The organism is Rahnella inusitata, from assembly GCF_018288855.1.
In the GTDB taxonomy this organism is placed as follows: Bacteria; Pseudomonadota; Gammaproteobacteria; order Enterobacterales; family Enterobacteriaceae; genus Rahnella; species Rahnella inusitata.
Genome location: NZ_CP065024.1, coordinates 233,491 through 250,703 on the forward strand (window position 1 = coordinate 233,491; position 17,213 = coordinate 250,703).

Below are 17,213 nucleotides of genomic sequence, written 5' to 3' on the forward strand. Positions count from 1 at the left end.
ATGATTAATGCGACGTAACATCGGCAGGTCTTCGGACTTAGGATTTGCAGGCTTATTCATTACAAGAGAAGTAATTAAGATAACCCACACCGGGCGATGACTTCCCATTCCCTCTTTCTTATCTATATAGAAAGAAGAAACAGTGTCTGCATTATAAAGAATGCGATCGCCGTGATTTCCCCATACCGCTGCGCGCCAGTTCCGGATTCACACCGGATTCCCTTTTAACTCAGTCATGAGGCCGAACGGCAATCGTACGATCAACCCATTTGGAAATCCAGACATCCGTAATGACTCCCCTGTTTGCCCAACGTTATTGGCGGTAGAACAAGGCAATAAAGGAGAGAATCCCGATGAGCTGACTCTGGTCAGTGATTCGGGTAAACGAATGCAGCTAACGCGGTTATAAGGTTAAGGACGACGGGGAAAGCTGGACTTTGCAGTGTGATTCCCTAGAATCCCCCAAAAGTTTGTCCATTTACCCCCAGTTAGACGAGATAACCGATGACGCCTGAAAACCTGCCCATTGAACAGTACGACGACCAGCTGGCGGAAAAGACCGCACGTCTCACGGCGATGATGTCGCCTTTTAATGCGCCGCAGCCTGACGTTTTCCGTTCTCCGGTCAGCCATTATCGTATGCGTGCCGAATTCCGCGTCTGGCACGACGAAGGCGACCTGTACCATATTATGTTTGATCAGCAGACCAAAGCCCGCGTGCGTGTGGACCAGTTCCCGGCCGGCAGCGAGCTGATTAACCGTCTAATGCCAGTGCTGATCGCCGCTGTGAAGCAAGATCCGGCTCTGCGCCGTAAGATCTTCCAGATCGACTATCTTTCGACACGCAGCGGTAAAATCATCGCCTCTTTGCTGTACCACCGTAAGCTTGATGAAGAATGGCAGCAGGCCGCCACGCTACTACGCGACCAGCTTCGCGCCGACGGGTTTGATATCCAGCTGATTGGCCGCGCCGCCAAAACCAAAATCATGCTCGATCAGGATTATATTGATGAAGTCCTGCCGGTCGCAGGCCGCGATATGATTTACCGTCAGGTAGAAAATAGCTTCACTCAGCCAAACGCCGAGATGAATATTCAGATGCTGGAGTGGGCACTGGACGCCACGCAAAACTCGACTGGCGATTTGCTGGAACTTTACTGCGGCAACGGCAATTTCTCTCTGGCACTGGCGCGCAATTTCCGCCGGGTGCTGGCGACAGAAATTGCCAAACCGTCAGTAGCGGCAGCGCAGTTCAACATTGCGGCAAACCATATCGACAATGTGCAAATCATCCGCATGGCTGCTGAAGACTTCACTCAGGCACTGAACGGCGTACGTGAATTCCGTCGTCTGCAGGATGTGGATTTAAGCGGATATGAATGCAATACGATATTTGTCGATCCACCGCGCAGCGGGCTGGATGATGAAACCGTGAAGATGGTGCAGGGCTATGACCGTATTTTGTATATCTCCTGTAACCCGGAAACGCTGTGCGCGAATCTGGAAACGCTGAGCCAAACACACCGAGTCACGCGCCTCGCGTTGTTCGATCAGTTCCCGTACACCCACCATATGGAATCCGGCGTTCTGCTGGAAAAGATCTGATCGGCGAAAACTAAAAGAAAAAGCGGGCACCTCAGCGTGCCCGTTTTTTTACTGCCGAGAGATCATTACAAGTACACGCGCAGATATTCTGACAGACACAGAATCGCCATCGCCTGCCCGTAAGGCATCGACGTCAGCGCAATCTGGCGGTAAAACTCAAGGTCTGATCCCATCGCTGTACCGAACGACGTTTGCGTCAGTTCCCCCGCCGGATTGATATGTTTAATCACGCCCTGAATGGCTTTCTCCGCCACCGGCGCATAAGACGCGTCGATATAACGCTTACGCACCGCTTTCAGAATACCGTACGCAAAGCCAGCCGTGGCCGAGCTTTCAAGATAAGAGTGCGGGTCGTCGAGCAGCGTGTGCCATAAACCACTGTCGTCCTGACATTTCGCCAGCGCGCTGACCTGGCTTTCCAGCACCTGCAATAAATAGCGGCGGGTCGCGTTATTTTCCGGCAAACCCACCAGTTCGAGGAATTCAGGAATGGCAATGGTCAGCCAGCTGTTGCCACGCGCCCAGCGTGCCTGCGCAAAGTTATGATGACCGTCGAACGTCCAGCCGTGGAACCACAGACCGGTCTGGCGATCCATCAGATATTGCACGTGGATCAGAAACTGATACGTCGCTTCTTCGATAAATTCAGGACGATCCAGCAGTTTACCAATTTTCGCCAGCGGCAGGACGCTCATCATCAGCGTGTCGTCCCACATCTGCTGATGGTTTTCATTGTTATAAACAATGTGCTGCATCGCGCCTTTGTCCGTGCGCGGCATTTCGAACATCACCCATTCAGCCCAGCGCTCAAGATAAGGGCGCCACTCTTCATTCCCCGTTTCCTCGTAGCGATACGCCAGCGTCAGGAACGGGCTCATCGTATTGACGTTTTTGGTTGGCGTGCCTTCCGTCAGGCGTGCGGTAAACCAGTCGTCGATCACCGCACGCATCTTTTCATCGCCGGTCTGCTGATAATACTGATAGATGCCGTAGAGTCCGATGCCGTGCGTCCATTCCCAGCCCGCCCAGCCTTTGGTGTCAATCACGCGGCCATCGTCCAGCCGCAACAGGAACTCACCGGTTTTATCTTCGATATTCACCAGATTGTCGGTCACATTGTGAATCAGCGCTTTCAGTTCGTTGCGTGAGATGAAATGCTCCGGCTGACGCAGCAAGGCACTGTGTTTAACTTCAAATACTTTCATAACGTTCTCCTGTGAATGGATTACAAACGTCCCTGGACCGGCACTTCGGCGGTATTTTCTCGGGTCAGCTTTTCAGGTGGCGGGTTATTGCGATGCAGATAACCGATATTGTTATTGCCCCACAGAGATTCGTATTTCATCCCTGTCAGCATTTCGACAGTGGCGCGATCTTCCGGCGTGATCTGCTCCGGCACGATGCGATTTGCTTCGCGCATCTTGTGCGTTTCACGGGTCAGCACGCCATGTGTTCTCTGATTGAGGCGGAAGAACAGCGAGATGATAAAGCCCATGCTAAGCATCAGCAGTGAACCGAACACCAAAACACCCAGAATGGTATGACCGACCGCAGGCACCTGCTGGCTCTGGCCGGAAACAAACCCGGCGAGTTGCAGGATAATCCCCACCAGCATCACTGCACCGGCCTGCGAGGCTTTGCGGGTCAGGGTCATCACGCCAGCGAAAATCCCTTCGCGGCGCTGGCCGGTGATGGTTTCATCCACGTCAGCGATATAGGTGTAGATATTCCACGGCACGTAGTTGATCCCCCCGCGTCCCAGACCGGCCAGCGCAGAAATCAGCAACAACAGTGACATTGAGTCATTCATCCCGGCGTAATACAGGCCACCATAGGAAATCGCCGCCAGCCCGAAGAGTGTCACCGCCAGCCGGTAAGACGGCGCCGGTCCAAAACGGATACATAACGGGATCATTCCGATGACCGCAACAAATTGCAGAATTGCCATCATGCCCATCAGGTTTGAAGCGACGGCGGCGCTTTGCATCAGCACGAACACCACGTAATAAGTGAACACGGCGTTAAAAACGTCCTGTGCAATGTAGCCGCCCAGATACAAACCGAGATGCTGACGAAAAATCTTGATGCGCAGCGTTGAAGACAATTCGACTTTCAGACGCTTCAGGCTCTGTGACAGCGTCAGCTGCTGCCGCTCACGTTCAATTTTCTTAGTCGCTTCCGATTTCAGCTCTTCAGGACGTTCCCATGTAAAGAAATACACCAGCGTCAGCACCAGTGAACAAATCACCGCGAAGACCAGACTCGAATAGAAGAAGGAGATGGCGTTATCTTTGCCGAAATGCTGTAACAGAATGCCGGGCAGGAACGCCGCCAGAATCGCTGACAGCTGTGCCAGCGCGATGCGCGCACCAGAGAATTTGGTTTTCTGTTTGAAATCATCGGTCATTTCCGGGACCAGCGTTTCATACGGCACCAAAATCATGGTGTAGACGATATCGAACAGCAGATACGTCAGCAGATAATAGACGTACCCCATTTCGCCCACCCACATAAAGCTGTAGCTGAAGACGCAGGGAATACCGAGCAGAATAAAGAATTTACGGCGGCCAAAGCGTTTGCCGAGCCAGGTATTGCCGAAGTTATCGGTGAGATACCCCATCAGCGGGCTGAGAACCGCATCGGCGACGCGTGCGGTCGCGAAAATGAACGTTGCCTGAATGGGCGAAAGCCCGCAGAACGTCGTGTAGAAATACAATAACCAGGCCGCAGTCAGCGCGGTCGTGCCTGCACCGAGGAAATCCCCGGAACCATAAGCGATATAAGTGAAGAATCCGATCTTACGTGTTTTCATTGCCGTGTTGCCCCTGTTAATCACCTTTAGGCGTAGGCTGAATGCGAACGAAAATGCGTCGTCCGGCCATGATTCAAATTAGCGAGGAGCCGACATGAAAACCTTTTGGTTTTTGCCACCCGGATGCACTTTATGGCAAAGAAATAAAGAAGTGGGCGATCTATATCTAAATTATGAACATGGGTTTGATATTAATGAAATGACAGTTCATTAAGAGGGAGGAAAATGCTTAGCGTAGAGAATAAGTCGAGCGAGGGCGCATAAAAAAGGCAATCCGCAGATTGCCTTCAGGAAGGTGAAAGAGAAAACGCGTTACGTGGACGATTTGCGCTTTTTCAGTTTTACACCAATCCACAATACCAGCGCCACACAGATAAGCGACGGTAAGAAATTCGAGCCTAATTCAGGATATTCAGCGCGGACAATCGTGCTGTACAACAGCAGGCCCAGCAGGAAACAGGCCGCCGCCATCCCCGGTAAGCCTTTCGGCATTTCACCTTTGTGGTAGCGAACGTGCAGACAGTACACCGCTAACACCAGAGCAATAATCGGGAATATCGAAAACGCGACGACAGAGCTGAATAACGCATCAAATGTGCCGCTGATCGACAGCCCGGCAATTAAAGACAAAACCAGAGTGCCATTATCCTGGTTCGCTTGTTCGGTCATCTTCTTTACCTCGGGTCTTATTAATGGGGGTCACCGCCGTGCGTTCCTGCTGACGGCGATACCAGTAATACGCACCTTTAGAAATCATCCGCAATTGCAGTACCAGACGCTCTTCGAGCTGACGGCGCTGCGCGAGGTCAACATCCAGCGCTTCCGCACCGGCGTTAAACACGATAATTACCATGGCTTCCGCCTGCGCCTCCGTAAAACTGCGCGGCATATGGTTTTCGAGTTGCAGATAGTCGGCAAGTTCCGCAATAAAATGCTGAATTTCACGGGCGACGGCGGCACGAAACGCTGAAGAGGTCCCGGAACGTTCACGCAGCAACAGCCGGAATGCGTTAGGGTTATTGCCGATGAACTCCATAAACGTCGAGACCGAGGTGCGGATTACGCTGCCGCCCTTGGCAATACGCTGACGCGCCTGACGCATCAGCTGGCGCAGCATCAGACCACTTTCATCCACCATCGTCAGACCGAGTTCATCCACATCACGGAAGTGCCGGTAAAAGGACGTCGGCGCAATGCCTGCTTCGCGCGAGACCTCACGCAAACTCAGACTGGCGAAGCTGCGCTCAGCGCTGAGTTGGCTGAAAGCCGCCTCAATCAGCGTGCGACGCGTACGCTCTTTTTGTTGTGCTCTGACTCCCATAACCTTCATCCGGATAGTGTTCTTCTTTTTAGTTGTTAGCCCGACATGGTGTCACTATACCAAAATTTTTATCGGTCCGAGTCATAGAAACAGCAGCATAAAGTGGGTCTGAATGTTGCAACATTCCCATTAAATGACAACTGCATGTGGGGTAAATAGGTGTAATATGTTACTTTCTCGTTGTGATTTTGTATAAAAATAGGTTTCGAACAATGCAACAGCACTCACATTTTGATGCCATCATCATTGGCTCAGGCCCTGGCGGAGAAGGCGCCGCGATGGGACTGGTTAAACAAGGCGCCAGAGTTGCAGTCATCGAACGCTATAACAACGTCGGTGGCGGTTGTACACATTGGGGCACCATCCCTTCCAAAGCACTGCGTCACGCCGTCAGCCGAATCATCGAATTTAACCAGAATCCGCTCTACAGCGATAACTCGCGCACCATGAGTTCCAGCTTTCCCGATATCCTGCGGCATGCGGATTCGGTCATTAATCAGCAAACCCGCATGCGTCAGGGTTTCTACGAAAGAAACCAGTGCCAGCTGTTTTCCGGCGACGCCAGTTTTGTCGATGCTAATACCATCAGCATCCGCTACGCCGACGGCACGCATGAGCAGATCACCGCGGATAACATCGTCATCGCCTGTGGCTCACGCCCATACCGCCCGGCCAACGTCGATTTTGGTCACCCGCGCATTTATGACAGCGATTTAATCCTTGAACTCAGCCATGAACCGCGCCACGTGATTATTTACGGTGCGGGCGTGATCGGTTGCGAATATGCGTCGATCTTCCGTGGTCTGAACGTCAAAGTGGATTTAATCAACACCCGCGACCGCCTGCTGTCTTTCCTTGATCAGGAAATGTCAGACGCGCTTTCGTACCACTTCTGGAATAACGGCGTGGTTATCCGCCATAACGAAGAGTTCGAGAAGATTGAAGGTGTGGAAGATGGTGTGATTATGCACCTGAAATCCGGTAAGAAAGTGAAAGCCGATGCGCTGCTTTACGCGAACGGTCGCACCGGTAACACGGACAAACTGGGTCTGGAAAATATCGGGCTGGAAGCAGACAGCCGTGGCTTGCTGAAAGTAAACAGCATGTATCAGACCGCACTGTCGCACATTTATGCTGTCGGTGATGTGATTGGTTACCCAAGTCTGGCGTCAGCGGCTTATGATCAGGGACGCATTGCCGCACAGGCGATGATCCAGGGCGAAGCCAAAGTCCATTTGATCGAAAACATTCCGACCGGGATTTACACCATTCCGGAGATAAGTTCGGTGGGTAAAACCGAGCAGGAACTGACGTCGATGAAAGTCCCATACGAAGTTGGCCGCGCGCAGTTTAAGCATCTGGCTCGCGCACAAATCGCCGGCATGAACGTGGGCAGTCTGAAATTACTGTTCCACCGTGAAACCAAGGAAATTCTGGGCATTCACTGTTTCGGTGAGCGTGCCGCCGAAATCATTCATATCGGGCAGGCGATCATGGAACAGAAAGGTGAAGGTAATACTATCGAGTATTTCGTCAATACCACCTTCAACTATCCGACCATGGCCGAAGCCTATCGCGTGGCTGCGCTAAACGGATTAAACCGCCTTTTTTAAGGCAGCGGCGTTATCCCAGTAAGCCTGCATATGTTCTTTGATAGCTTCGGCAAGCTGTTCGTAACGCCCGCGCAGTGGCGAACCGGGGCGATAAACCAGCGCGATCGTGCGCCGGGGCTCCGGTTTGTCACAGGTAAGATAAGTCACACCATCACGGCTGCGCTCACGCGGCACGGCCAGTGATGGCAGTAACGTAATCCCGCTTCCTGCCGCGACCATGTTGCGCAGCGTTTCAAGACTGGTGGCGCGGAAATGGGTATCTTCATCCGCACCCGCCTGGAAGCAAAAACCGAGCGCCTGATCGCGCAGACAGTGGCCATCTTCCAGCATCAGCAGTTTCTCACCGGCCAGATCGGCCATCGCCACACGATCGCGCGATGCCCACGGATGATCGTCATAGATTGCCAGCTTCATCGGCTCGTCAAACAGCGGCACTTCAATAAACGCTTCGCTCTCCTTCACCAGCGCCAGAATGGCACAATCGAGCTTTCCGCTGTCGAGCTGCGCCAGCAACTGATGGGTTTGCGCTTCGTGCAGATACATTTCCAGTTTCGGAAAAGTTTTGTGCAGTGTTGGAATAATTTGCGGCAACAGGTAAGGCCCGACGGTTGGGATCAGACCGATATGCATCGGCCCGGACATCGCTTCGCCCTGCTGGCTTGCCATCTCTTTGAGCACTTTTACTTCACGCAACACCGTGCGCGCCTGATCCACCAGCAGCAGACCGGCTTGTGTGAACAGTACTTTGCGGCTGGTTCTTTCGAGCAGCATGACGCCAAGCTCATCTTCCAGCTTACGGATTTGCCCGCTCAGCGTTGGCTGGCTGACGTGGCATGAATCTGCGGCGCGGCGGAAGTGACGAAACTCTGCCAGTGCTACCAGATACTCTAAATCACGAATGTTCATTTTTCCCCCAGTCCCTCATAGGCAATGCGATAGCCGTTAACGATAGATAAGATAGCAACCAACGATTATATCTATCAACCACAATCGTTAATAATGCCCCCCATCGAAACGGCGCCGCCGAAAACATTGTTCAATTTATAGATTAATTAAGAGGTTATTCATGTTTGCAAGCCAGGAAGGGAAACACGTACCACACGTTACTTTTCACACCCGTCAGGGCGACCAATGGGTTGACCTCACGACGGATGAGCTGTTCAAAAATAAAACAGTGATCGTCTTTTCACTGCCGGGGGCATTTACCCCAACCTGTTCTTCGAGCCACCTGCCGCGTTACAACGAGCTGGCTCCGGTGTTCAAAAGCCATGGCGTAGACAGCATTCTGTGCGTCTCCGTGAATGACACCTTCGTGATGAACGCGTGGAAAGCAGAACAAAGCGCCGCCAACATCACCTTCATTCCGGACGGTAACGGCGAGTTCACCAAAGGGATGGACATGCTGGTGGAAAAAGCCGATTTAGGCTTCGGTCCGCGTTCATGGCGCTATTCCATGCTGGTGCGTAACGGCGTGGTCGAGAAAATGTTCGTCGAGCCAAACAAGCCGGGCGACCCGTTTGAAGTGTCTGATGCAGACACCATGCTGAAGTACCTGGCACCAGAATATAAAGTGCAGGAGTCCGTTTCCGTGTTCACTAAACCGGGCTGTCCGTTCTGTGCTAAAGCCAAACAGATGCTGCAGGAACGCGGTATCCAGTACGAAGAAATTGTATTAGGTAAAGACGCGACCACCGTCAGCCTGCGTGCCGTTACAGGCCGTGCGACCGTGCCGCAGGTCTTCATCGGTGGACGCCACATCGGCGGAAGCGACGATCTGGATGTTTACCTGCATTCAGAAACTCAGGAAGTGTGCGAAGTTGCACAATAAGTGTCAGTGAATACCCAGAGTTAGAAATAAGACAAGAGTCCCTGCATTACCAACAAAAAAGCAAAGTTAGACTACGTGAACTTTCGGCGGACCTTGGGTCCGCCTTTTTTTTGCTTCATCCATCCCTGTTCTGAGATCCCACGTGTTTTTATGACCTTCTGCTGCGACACTTTGCGGTCGATACATTTTGTATGGCAGGACGATGATGACGCAAAGGCCGGGGGCATGGAAAAAGAGTGAATTTTGAAGAGGGATCCCCCCTTTGCAGGGGGAGAAACGCAAAGACTTACAGCCCTAAACGGGTTTTCGCATCGGCAATCGCCTGTGCAACCTGCTGAGGAGACACGCCGCCTTTGGCTGCGCGTTTGTCGAGGCAGGATTGCAGCTCGAGAATCGGGTACACATCGTCGCCAATCACGCTGCTGAATTTCTGCAAATCTTGCAAAGACAACGCTTCCAGCGCTTTACCCTGATTGATCGCTTCCACTACCGCTTCACCCACAATATGGTGCGCTTCACGGAACGGGACGCCTTTGGCGACCAGATAATCCGCCAGTTCAGTGGAGTTAGCATAGCCCTGCTGCGCGGCTTCTTTCGCACGCGGACGTTTCACCTGAATGCCATCGAGCACCAGCGCCGCCATATTCAGGCAATCCATCCAGGTGTCGAGCGCGTCGAACAGCCCTTCTTTGTCTTCCTGCATGTCCTTGTTGTAGGCCAGCGGCAAGCCTTTCATGGTCATCATCATGCCAGTCAGTGCGCCCTGCACGCGGCCACATTTGCCACGGATAAGCTCCAGCGCGTCCGGGTTTTTCTTCTGTGGCATCAGGGAAGAGCCGGAAGTCACACGGTCAGACAGGTCGATAAACGCCGCTTCGCCGGTGTTGAAGAAGATCAGGTCTTCGGCGAAACGGGAAAGGTGAACCATGCTGATGGCGGCGTTGGACAGCAACTCCAGCACGTGGTCGCGGTCGGAAACGCTGTCGAGACTGTTGCGGGTTGCAGACGCGAAACCTAACCAGCCGGCCAGCTGTTCACGATCCATCGGATAGGCGGTACCGGCCAGTGCGCCACAACCCAGCGGGCTGACGTCCAGACGGGTCAGGGTATCTTTCAGACGGCTTTCGTCACGCGCCAGCATTTCCACATACGCCATACACCAGTGCGCGAAGGTCACCGGCTGGGCACGTTGCAGGTGGGTGTAACCCGGCATAACCGCATCCTGATTGGCTTGTGCAGTCGCGACCAGTGCCTGTTGCAGATGATGCAATGCATCGCCAAGTTCAATCACTTGCGCCTTGCACCACAGTTTGAGGTCAGTGGCGACCTGATCGTTACGGCTGCGGCCAGTGTGCAGTTTTTTGCCGAGGTTACCGACTTTGTCGATCAGTTTGCCTTCTACCCAGCTGTGAATATCTTCTGCATCGCTGGCTAAAATAGCGCGGGGATTCGCACGGACTTCTTCCAGCAGCACGTTCAGCGCGCCTTCGAGCTCAATCTGCTCGTCAGCCGTCAGTACGTTGACGGTGACCAGCGCTTTCGACCACGCCACGGAACCGACGATATCTTGCTCTGCCAGCCGGTAATCGAAACGCAGTGAGTCATTGAGTTCTTTAAACCGCTGATCCGCCGCCTGAGTAAAACGTCCGCCCCAAAGTGCCATTTTCCCGCTCCTGAAATTTTTATACAAAAGGGCGCACTATGCTGCGCCCTGAAAAAAGTGTCTGCCGAAAGGTGTTACGCCAGAATACGTGTACCGATAGCGACGCCGTTAAACAGTGCCGGTAATTGCTCGGCGTGACGCCAGCTGGCGATATCCACCGGACGTCCGAGAGTGCGCGCAGCGTCCAGTGCGGCGTGAACTTTGACGATCATACCGTCGGTAATAATGCCCTGGTCGATCAGCTGTTCGGCCCTTTCCGCACTCATTTCCGGAATGCGCTGACCTTTGCCATCAAGAATGCCGCTGACGTCGGAAAGCAGAATCAGATCGGCACCCAGTGTGGCGGCCAGAGCTGTCGCGGCCTGATCGGCGTTGACGTTCATCAAGTCACCGGCTGCGGTGATCCCGATAGAGCTGACGATTGGCAGGTACCCTGCGCCGGTCAGGGTGTTGATCAGCGCCGGGTTACCCGCTTCGGCTTTGCCGACGTTGCCCAGTTCTTCGCTCAGTTGCGTTACGCTGACCGAGCCACCGTCTGCCAGTGAAAGGCCGACCGCGTTGATGTGATTTTTCACGGCCCACGCCAGCAGAGTTTTGTTGGCGCTTCCGGCCAGTGCGCCGGTAATGATGTCAATCTGGTCGGCAGGCGTGACGCGCAGGCCAGCTTTCTTAACGACGGGCAGATTCAGCTTTTTCATCAGCTCATCAACCAGGCAGCCGCCACCGTGGACGATCACCAGCGGGCGCTGATATTCCTGACGATAAGCGACGACCGCCATGAACAGGCGCTCAAGTGCTTCTTCATTATCCAGCAACACTCCACCCAATTTGATGACTAACGGATTCATAGCTGTTTGCGCCTCGACCAATTGTTTATGTTAATGAATAACAATATGTTTAATTTAATCTAACATCCCTGCGCATCTGAATAAACGCTCAGGGACGGTTGTTTTTTTGCTGACAATCTGACTGATTGTTAAAGCAGTGATTGCGTTTCCGGGAAGCCAAAGCGAATGTTCATACACTGCACCGCCTGCGCCGACGCGCCTTTCAGCACGTTATCTTCCGTCGCCACCACAATCAGATGTTCACCTTTCACGGCAAAACCGATATCGCAGAACGGCAGCCCGACCACGTCTTTCAGCGCCGGTACGCCTTGGGTGTATAAGCGCACCAGCGGTTTATCGTGATACGCATTGTGGAAAGCTTCCGCTACGTCCTGCTCCGTCACGCCCGCTTTCAAACGACAGGTGATGGTTGCCAGAATTCCGCGCGGGAAGTTGCCCAGATGCGGCGTGAAAATCACCGGCACGCCGAGGTGCTCAGCGATTTCAGGCTCATGACGATGGCTGAACAGTTTGTAAGGTTGCAGGCTGACTTCGCAGAAACTGTTGCCCAGCGTGGCTTTACGCCCTGCGCCGCTGACGCCGCTGGTGGCGTTGATCACCGGCCACTGGCTGTCATTGAGCAATCCGTTTTCGATGAGCGGTTTGAGCGCCAGCTGTGACGCGGTCGGGTAGCAACCCGGCACGGCGATAAGCTCGGCATCTTTCAGTTTGCCCGCCTGCCATTCGGCGAGGCCGTACACGGCTTTATCCAGCAGATCGAGGTGCTGATGCTCAAAGCCGTAGAATTCGGTATAAAACTCAGGTTTGCTGACGCGAAAGGCACCGGACAGGTCAAACACCACGCAGCCCGCCGCCAGAAACTGCGGAGCTAAATCGTGGCTGACTTCATGCGCGGTCGCCAGAAACACGACATCGACGCCTTTTGCGGCTTCGGCAACGTCCGTCAGCGGCAAAACAGGCAGATCGACAATACCTTTTAATTGAGGATGCAAATCAGAAAGCAACTTTCCTGCATCTGCACTTTGCGCTGAAACCGTTAAACCGGTTATGTTCATATGTGGGTGGCGATTAAGGTAAGCAGCGAGTTCAGCTCCGGCATAACCTGTGGCACCAACAATCAGCGTATTCAACATAGGGTCTGTTCACCTTCTCAACTTATCTGTATGGCTTTGCGATACAGGGACTTCAACAGGTAACAGGTGGTCACTGCGTTGTACGCCGCTCACCCGCGAGATTCAGCCGTGTCGTTTTACCTTACCGGAATTTTTTCCGGTTTCCTTACGCGCTGGCTTATTGTATTTTTATTCACAATTATTGCATGAATATGAATACTACCCTAACTAAAGGCTGTCAACAGTGAAGATGAAATTACCTCCTTTTATTGAGCTCTATCGGGCGTTAATCGCAACCCCTTCCATCAGCGCCACAGACAGCGCGTTGGATCAGAGCAATGAAACGCTAATCAACTTACTGGCAGGCTGGTTTGGAGATTTGGGCTTTAAAGTAGAAGTGCAGCCCGTGCCGGGAACCCGAAACAAATTCAATATGTTAGCCAGCACCGGTGAAGGTGCAGGCGGCTTGCTGCTGGCCGGTCATACGGACACCGTTCCGTTCGACGATGGCCGCTGGACGCGCGATCCTTTCACCCTCACCGAGCACGAAAATAAGCTCTATGGTTTGGGTACTGCCGATATGAAAGGTTTCTTCGCCTTTATCCTCGATTCACTGCGCGACGTGGATCTGACTAAACTGACTAAACCGCTGTATATTTTGGCGACCGCCGATGAAGAAACCACCATGGCCGGTGCCAGCTATTTTTCTAAAAATACCAAAATCCGCCCTGATTGCGCGATCATCGGCGAACCGACCTCGCTGAAGCCGGTTCGTGCGCATAAAGGTCATTTATCGAACGCCATCCGCATCACCGGTCAGTCCGGCCACTCAAGCGATCCTTCGCGCGGCGTGAATGCCATTGAGCTGATGCACGAGTCGATTACCCATTTAATGACCCTGCGCAATACGTTGAAAACCCGATACAACCACAGTGGTTTCGTGATCCCCTATCCGACCATGAACTTTGGTCATATCAACGGCGGCGATGCGCCAAACCGCATCTGCGCCTGTTGTGAACTGCATATGGATATCCGCCCGCTGCCGGGTCTGACACTGTCCGAAATCAACGGCCTGCTGAACGAAGCGCTGGAGCCGGTGAGTCAGCGCTGGCCCGGACGCATCGTGATTGAAGAACTGCATCCGCCGATCCCTGGCTATGAATGTCCGCCGGATCATCAGCTGGTGCAGGTGGTTGAGAAGTTGCTGGGTGTGGAAACGGAAATCGTTAACTACTGCACCGAAGCGCCATTTATTCAGGAGCTGTGCCCGACGCTGGTGCTTGGCCCCGGTTCTATCGATCAGGCGCATCAGCCAGATGAATATATTGATACCGCGTTCATTAAACCGACACGTGAGCTGATATCTCAGGTTGTGCATCACTTCTGTTATCACTGATCCTGAATCAGGGTTGATGAAGAAACAATCAGGGCGCTCCGGGGCGCCCTTTGCTACTGTACAAAACGAGTTCGCAAAAGTGGATTAGCCAAACTGATATCGTCGCGGTTGTAATTAAATTTCAGCGACATTGCTAAAAAGACCATTTTTCACGTGAGTGATCGGGGCTTTTTGGGTTAAAACAGGGGCTGCTTTTGAAAAGTGTGGCCAGGTTGGCAGGGTGAACGGGGCAAGAATGCCTGACGGGTGAAAGTTATTTACAGAATATAAAAATTAAACGAGAGAACGGGTCAGAGGTGATATGAACGAACAATATTCCGCAATGCGAAGTAATGTCAGTACGTTAGGTAAACTGCTGGGCGATACGATCAAAGATACGTTGGGAGAACATATCCTCGATCGTGTTGAGCAAATTCGTAAACTGTCTAAATCCTCCCGCGCCGGAAACGAAGCGGATCGTCAGGAATTACTGTCAACGCTGCAAAATCTGTCGAATGATGAACTGCTGCCGGTTGCCCGCGCATTCAGCCAGTTCCTGAATTTAGCCAACGTGGCTGAGCAATATCACAGCATTTCGCCGCACGGCGAGGCGGCCAGCAATCCCGAAGCGCTGGCGTTGTTGTTCGAACGTCTGAAATCCAAAAATCTCTCTGATCAGCAATTACGTGACGCCGTTGAACAGCTTTCCATTGAACTGGTCCTGACCGCGCACCCGACCGAAATCGCCCGTAGAACGCTTATCCACAAACTGGTCGAAGTCAATAACTGCCTCAAGCAGCTCGACCACAACGATCTGGCCGATTACGAACGCAAACAGATTATGCGCCGCCTGCGCCAGTTGATCGCGCAGTCATGGCATACCGATGAAATCCGCAAAAACCGCCCTTCTCCGGTTGATGAAGCCAAATGGGGTTTTGCGGTCGTTGAAAACAGCCTGTGGGAAGGCGTTCCTGCTTTCCTGCGCGAACTCAACGAGCAGCTGGAAACCTCGCTGGATTACAAAATGCCGGTGGAAGCGGTACCGGTTCGTTTCACCTCCTGGATGGGCGGTGACCGCGATGGTAACCCGAATGTGACCGCCGATATTACCCGCCACGTCCTGTTGCTGAGCCGCTGGAAAGCGACCGACCTGTTCCTGCGCGATATCGCAGTGCTGGTATCTGAACTGTCGATGACCGAATGTACGCCTGAGCTGCGCGAGCTGGCGGGCGGTTCTGACATTATCGAGCCGTACCGTGAAATCATGAAACAGTTGCGCAGTCAGTTGACCTCCACGCAGGTCTATCTGGAAGCGCGCCTGAAAGGCGAACGCGTCACGCGTCCACATGATTTACTGGTGAAAAATGACCAACTGTGGGCACCGCTGTACGCCTGCTATCAGTCCTTGCAGGCCTGCAACATGGGCATCATCGCCAACGGTCAGTTGCTTGATACCCTGCGCCGCGTGCGCTGCTTCGGCGTACCGTTAGTGCGTATCGATGTGCGTCAGGAAAGTACCCGTCACACCGACGCCATCGCAGAAATTACCCGTTATCTGGGTCTGGGCGATTATGAAAGCTGGTCAGAATCTGACAAGCAGGCGTTCCTGATCCGCGAACTGAATTCTCAGCGTCCACTGGTCCCGCGTCATTGGGAACCGAGCGCTGATACCAAAGAAGTGCTGGATACCTGTCAGGTTATAGCTGAAGCGCCGGAAGGGTCTATCGCCGCCTATGTGATTTCCATGGCACGTACCCCGTCTGACGTGCTGGCTGTGCATCTGTTGCTGAAAGAGGCGGGTTGCCCGTTCCCGATGCCGGTAGCGCCCCTGTTCGAAACGCTGGACGACCTGAACAACGCCGACGACGTGATGAAGCAGTTGCTGAGCATCGACTGGTATCGCGGTTTCATTCAGGGCAAACAGATGGTGATGATTGGCTATTCCGACTCCGCGAAAGACGCGGGCGTGATGGCGGCGTCATGGGCGCAATACCGCGCGCAGGATGCCCTGATCAAAACCTGCGAGAAAGCGGGCATTGCTCTGACACTGTTCCACGGACGCGGCGGTTCCATTGGCCGTGGCGGTGCCCCGGCACAGGCGGCGTTACTGTCTCAGCCTCCGGGCAGCCTGAAAGGTGGACTGCGCGTAACCGAACAGGGCGAGATGATCCGCTTCAAGTTTGGCCTGCCGGAAGTCACTATCAGCAGTCTGGCGCTGTACACCTCCGCCATTCTGGAAGCCAATCTGTTGCCACCGCCTGAGCCGAAAAAAGCCTGGGTGGACATCATGGAACAGCTGTCTGACGTGTCCTGCAAGATGTACCGTGGTTACATCCGCGAGAACAAAGACTTCGTGCCTTACTTCCGCGCCGCAACGCCGGAGCAGGAACTGGCTAAGCTTCCACTGGGTTCACGCCCTGCAAAACGTAAAGCCAGCGGTGGCGTCGAAAGCCTTCGTGCTATTCCGTGGATCTTCGCCTGGACGCAAAACCGTCTGATGCTGCCTGCCTGGCTGGGCGCTGGTGCCGGTTTGCAAGCCGTGGTGGATGACGGAAAACGTGACGAGCTGGAAACCATGTGCCGCGACTGGCCGTTCTTCTCCACCCGCATCGGGATGCTGGAAATGGTGTTTGCCAAAGCCGATCTGTGGCTGGCGGAATACTACGATCACCGTCTGGTGGAAAAAGAACTGTGGCCGCTCGGCCAGCAGCTGCGCGATCAGCTGGCCAGCGATATCAAAGTCATTCTGGCGATTTCCAACGATGATCATCTGATGGAAGATTTGCCATGGATTGCTGAATCCATCGCACTGCGTAACGTCTATACCGATCCGCTGAACGTTCTGCAGGCTGAACTGCTGCACCGTTCACGCGAACTGGAAAAAGACGGCAAGCAGGATGCCAATATCGAACAGGCACTGATGGTGACGATTGCTGGCGTGGCGGCAGGTATGCGCAATACCGGCTAGTAATGTCTCAACGCTCTAAAGCAAAAACCCGCGAATTCGCGGGTTTTTTGTTTTCAGCATTCGTGATG

Annotated in this window: 13 protein-coding genes and 1 riboswitch; of the genes, 5 read left to right on the forward strand and 8 right to left on the reverse strand. The window is 53.4% G+C overall.

Features of this window, described 5'->3' with window-relative positions; translation table 11 throughout:
- Nucleotides 1-5: 5 nt before the first annotated feature.
- Nucleotides 6-257: riboswitch (cobalamin riboswitch) on the reverse strand.
- Between the two features lie 247 nt (nucleotides 258-504).
- Nucleotides 505-1,605, forward strand: coding sequence for a tRNA (uridine(54)-C5)-methyltransferase TrmA (trmA, locus tag I2123_RS01065; protein WP_112169501.1), 1,101 nt, complete (start codon nucleotides 505-507; stop codon nucleotides 1,603-1,605).
- 65 nt (nucleotides 1,606-1,670) lie between these two features.
- Here the strand turns inward: trmA and bglB are convergent, their stop codons facing one another.
- From bglB to fabR, 4 genes are all read right to left on the reverse strand, one after another.
- Nucleotides 1,671-2,810, reverse strand: a complete 1,140-nt coding sequence (gene bglB, locus I2123_RS01070; RefSeq protein WP_213051608.1) for a beta-galactosidase BglB — start codon at nucleotides 2,808-2,810, stop codon at nucleotides 1,671-1,673.
- A 20-nt stretch (nucleotides 2,811-2,830) separates the two neighbouring features.
- Complete coding sequence (locus I2123_RS01075) at nucleotides 2,831-4,417, reverse strand: MFS transporter (protein WP_112169505.1); 1,587 nt, start codon at nucleotides 4,415-4,417, stop codon at nucleotides 2,831-2,833.
- Between the two features lie 312 nt (nucleotides 4,418-4,729).
- Nucleotides 4,730-5,086: a YijD family membrane protein gene (locus I2123_RS01080; RefSeq protein ID WP_213051609.1), complete on the reverse strand. Its 357-nt coding sequence runs from the start codon at nucleotides 5,084-5,086 to the stop codon at nucleotides 4,730-4,732.
- Nucleotides 5,061-5,738, reverse strand: a complete 678-nt coding sequence (fabR, locus tag I2123_RS01085; protein ID WP_167457529.1) for an HTH-type transcriptional repressor FabR — start codon at nucleotides 5,736-5,738, stop codon at nucleotides 5,061-5,063. Before fabR ends, I2123_RS01080 begins: the two co-directional genes overlap by 26 nt.
- Nucleotides 5,739-5,950: 212 nt before the next feature.
- On the opposite strand from fabR, the gene sthA reads away from it, so the two are divergent.
- A complete protein-coding gene (gene sthA / locus I2123_RS01090; protein WP_056774645.1) occupies nucleotides 5,951-7,351 on the forward strand; it encodes a Si-specific NAD(P)(+) transhydrogenase in 1,401 nt (466 codons plus the stop codon).
- Here the strand turns inward: sthA and oxyR are convergent.
- Complete coding sequence (oxyR, locus tag I2123_RS01095) at nucleotides 7,334-8,257, reverse strand: DNA-binding transcriptional regulator OxyR (protein ID WP_112169511.1); 924 nt, start codon at nucleotides 8,255-8,257, stop codon at nucleotides 7,334-7,336. The genes sthA and oxyR overlap by 18 nt on opposite strands.
- 160 nt (nucleotides 8,258-8,417) lie before the next feature.
- On the opposite strand from oxyR, the gene I2123_RS01100 reads away from it, so the two are divergent.
- On the forward strand, nucleotides 8,418-9,179 hold the full coding sequence (locus I2123_RS01100) for a glutathione peroxidase (protein WP_112169513.1): 762 nt from the start codon (nucleotides 8,418-8,420) through the stop codon (nucleotides 9,177-9,179).
- 286 nt (nucleotides 9,180-9,465) lie between these two features.
- Here I2123_RS01100 and argH read toward each other — a convergent pair whose 3' ends face one another.
- From argH to argC, 3 genes are all read right to left on the reverse strand, one after another.
- Complete coding sequence (gene argH, locus I2123_RS01105; protein WP_112169515.1) at nucleotides 9,466-10,842, reverse strand: argininosuccinate lyase; 1,377 nt, start codon at nucleotides 10,840-10,842, stop codon at nucleotides 9,466-9,468.
- 74 nt (nucleotides 10,843-10,916) lie between these two features.
- Nucleotides 10,917-11,690: an acetylglutamate kinase gene (gene argB / locus I2123_RS01110; RefSeq protein ID WP_112169517.1), complete on the reverse strand. Its 774-nt coding sequence runs from the start codon at nucleotides 11,688-11,690 to the stop codon at nucleotides 10,917-10,919.
- 128 nt (nucleotides 11,691-11,818) lie between these two features.
- Complete coding sequence (gene argC, locus I2123_RS01115; protein ID WP_112169519.1) at nucleotides 11,819-12,823, reverse strand: N-acetyl-gamma-glutamyl-phosphate reductase; 1,005 nt, start codon at nucleotides 12,821-12,823, stop codon at nucleotides 11,819-11,821.
- A 223-nt stretch (nucleotides 12,824-13,046) separates the two neighbouring features.
- Here argC and argE point away from each other — a divergent pair, with 223 nt between their 5' ends.
- Both argE and ppc read left to right on the forward strand, forming a co-directional pair.
- Nucleotides 13,047-14,198, forward strand: coding sequence for an acetylornithine deacetylase (gene argE, locus I2123_RS01120; RefSeq protein ID WP_213051610.1), 1,152 nt, complete (start codon nucleotides 13,047-13,049; stop codon nucleotides 14,196-14,198).
- Between the two features lie 301 nt (nucleotides 14,199-14,499).
- A complete protein-coding gene (ppc, locus tag I2123_RS01125) occupies nucleotides 14,500-17,145 on the forward strand; it encodes a phosphoenolpyruvate carboxylase (protein ID WP_112169523.1) in 2,646 nt (881 codons plus the stop codon).
- The last annotated feature ends 68 nt before the right edge of the window (nucleotides 17,146-17,213 follow it).

Excerpts from the sequence above, each read along its gene's own strand:
- ppc (WP_112169523.1), top strand. The coding sequence starts at position 14,500 with ATGAACGAACAATATTCCGCAATGCGAAGTAATGTCAGTACGTTAGGT.
- argB (WP_112169517.1), bottom strand. The coding sequence starts at position 11,690 with ATGAATCCGTTAGTCATCAAATTGGGTGGAGTGTTGCTGGATAATGAA.
- fabR (WP_167457529.1), bottom strand. The coding sequence starts at position 5,738 with ATGGGAGTCAGAGCACAACAAAAAGAGCGTACGCGTCGCACGCTGATT.
- argH (WP_112169515.1), bottom strand. The coding sequence starts at position 10,842 with ATGGCACTTTGGGGCGGACGTTTTACTCAGGCGGCGGATCAGCGGTTT.
- I2123_RS01075 (WP_112169505.1), bottom strand. The coding sequence starts at position 4,417 with ATGAAAACACGTAAGATCGGATTCTTCACTTATATCGCTTATGGTTCC.
- I2123_RS01080 (WP_213051609.1), bottom strand. The coding sequence starts at position 5,086 with ATGACCGAACAAGCGAACCAGGATAATGGCACTCTGGTTTTGTCTTTA.
- bglB (WP_213051608.1), bottom strand. The coding sequence starts at position 2,810 with ATGAAAGTATTTGAAGTTAAACACAGTGCCTTGCTGCGTCAGCCGGAG.
- oxyR (WP_112169511.1), bottom strand. The coding sequence starts at position 8,257 with ATGAACATTCGTGATTTAGAGTATCTGGTAGCACTGGCAGAGTTTCGT.
- argC (WP_112169519.1), bottom strand. The coding sequence starts at position 12,823 with ATGTTGAATACGCTGATTGTTGGTGCCACAGGTTATGCCGGAGCTGAA.
- I2123_RS01100 (WP_112169513.1), top strand. The coding sequence starts at position 8,418 with ATGTTTGCAAGCCAGGAAGGGAAACACGTACCACACGTTACTTTTCAC.
- sthA (WP_056774645.1), top strand. The coding sequence starts at position 5,951 with ATGCAACAGCACTCACATTTTGATGCCATCATCATTGGCTCAGGCCCT.
- trmA (WP_112169501.1), top strand. The coding sequence starts at position 505 with ATGACGCCTGAAAACCTGCCCATTGAACAGTACGACGACCAGCTGGCG.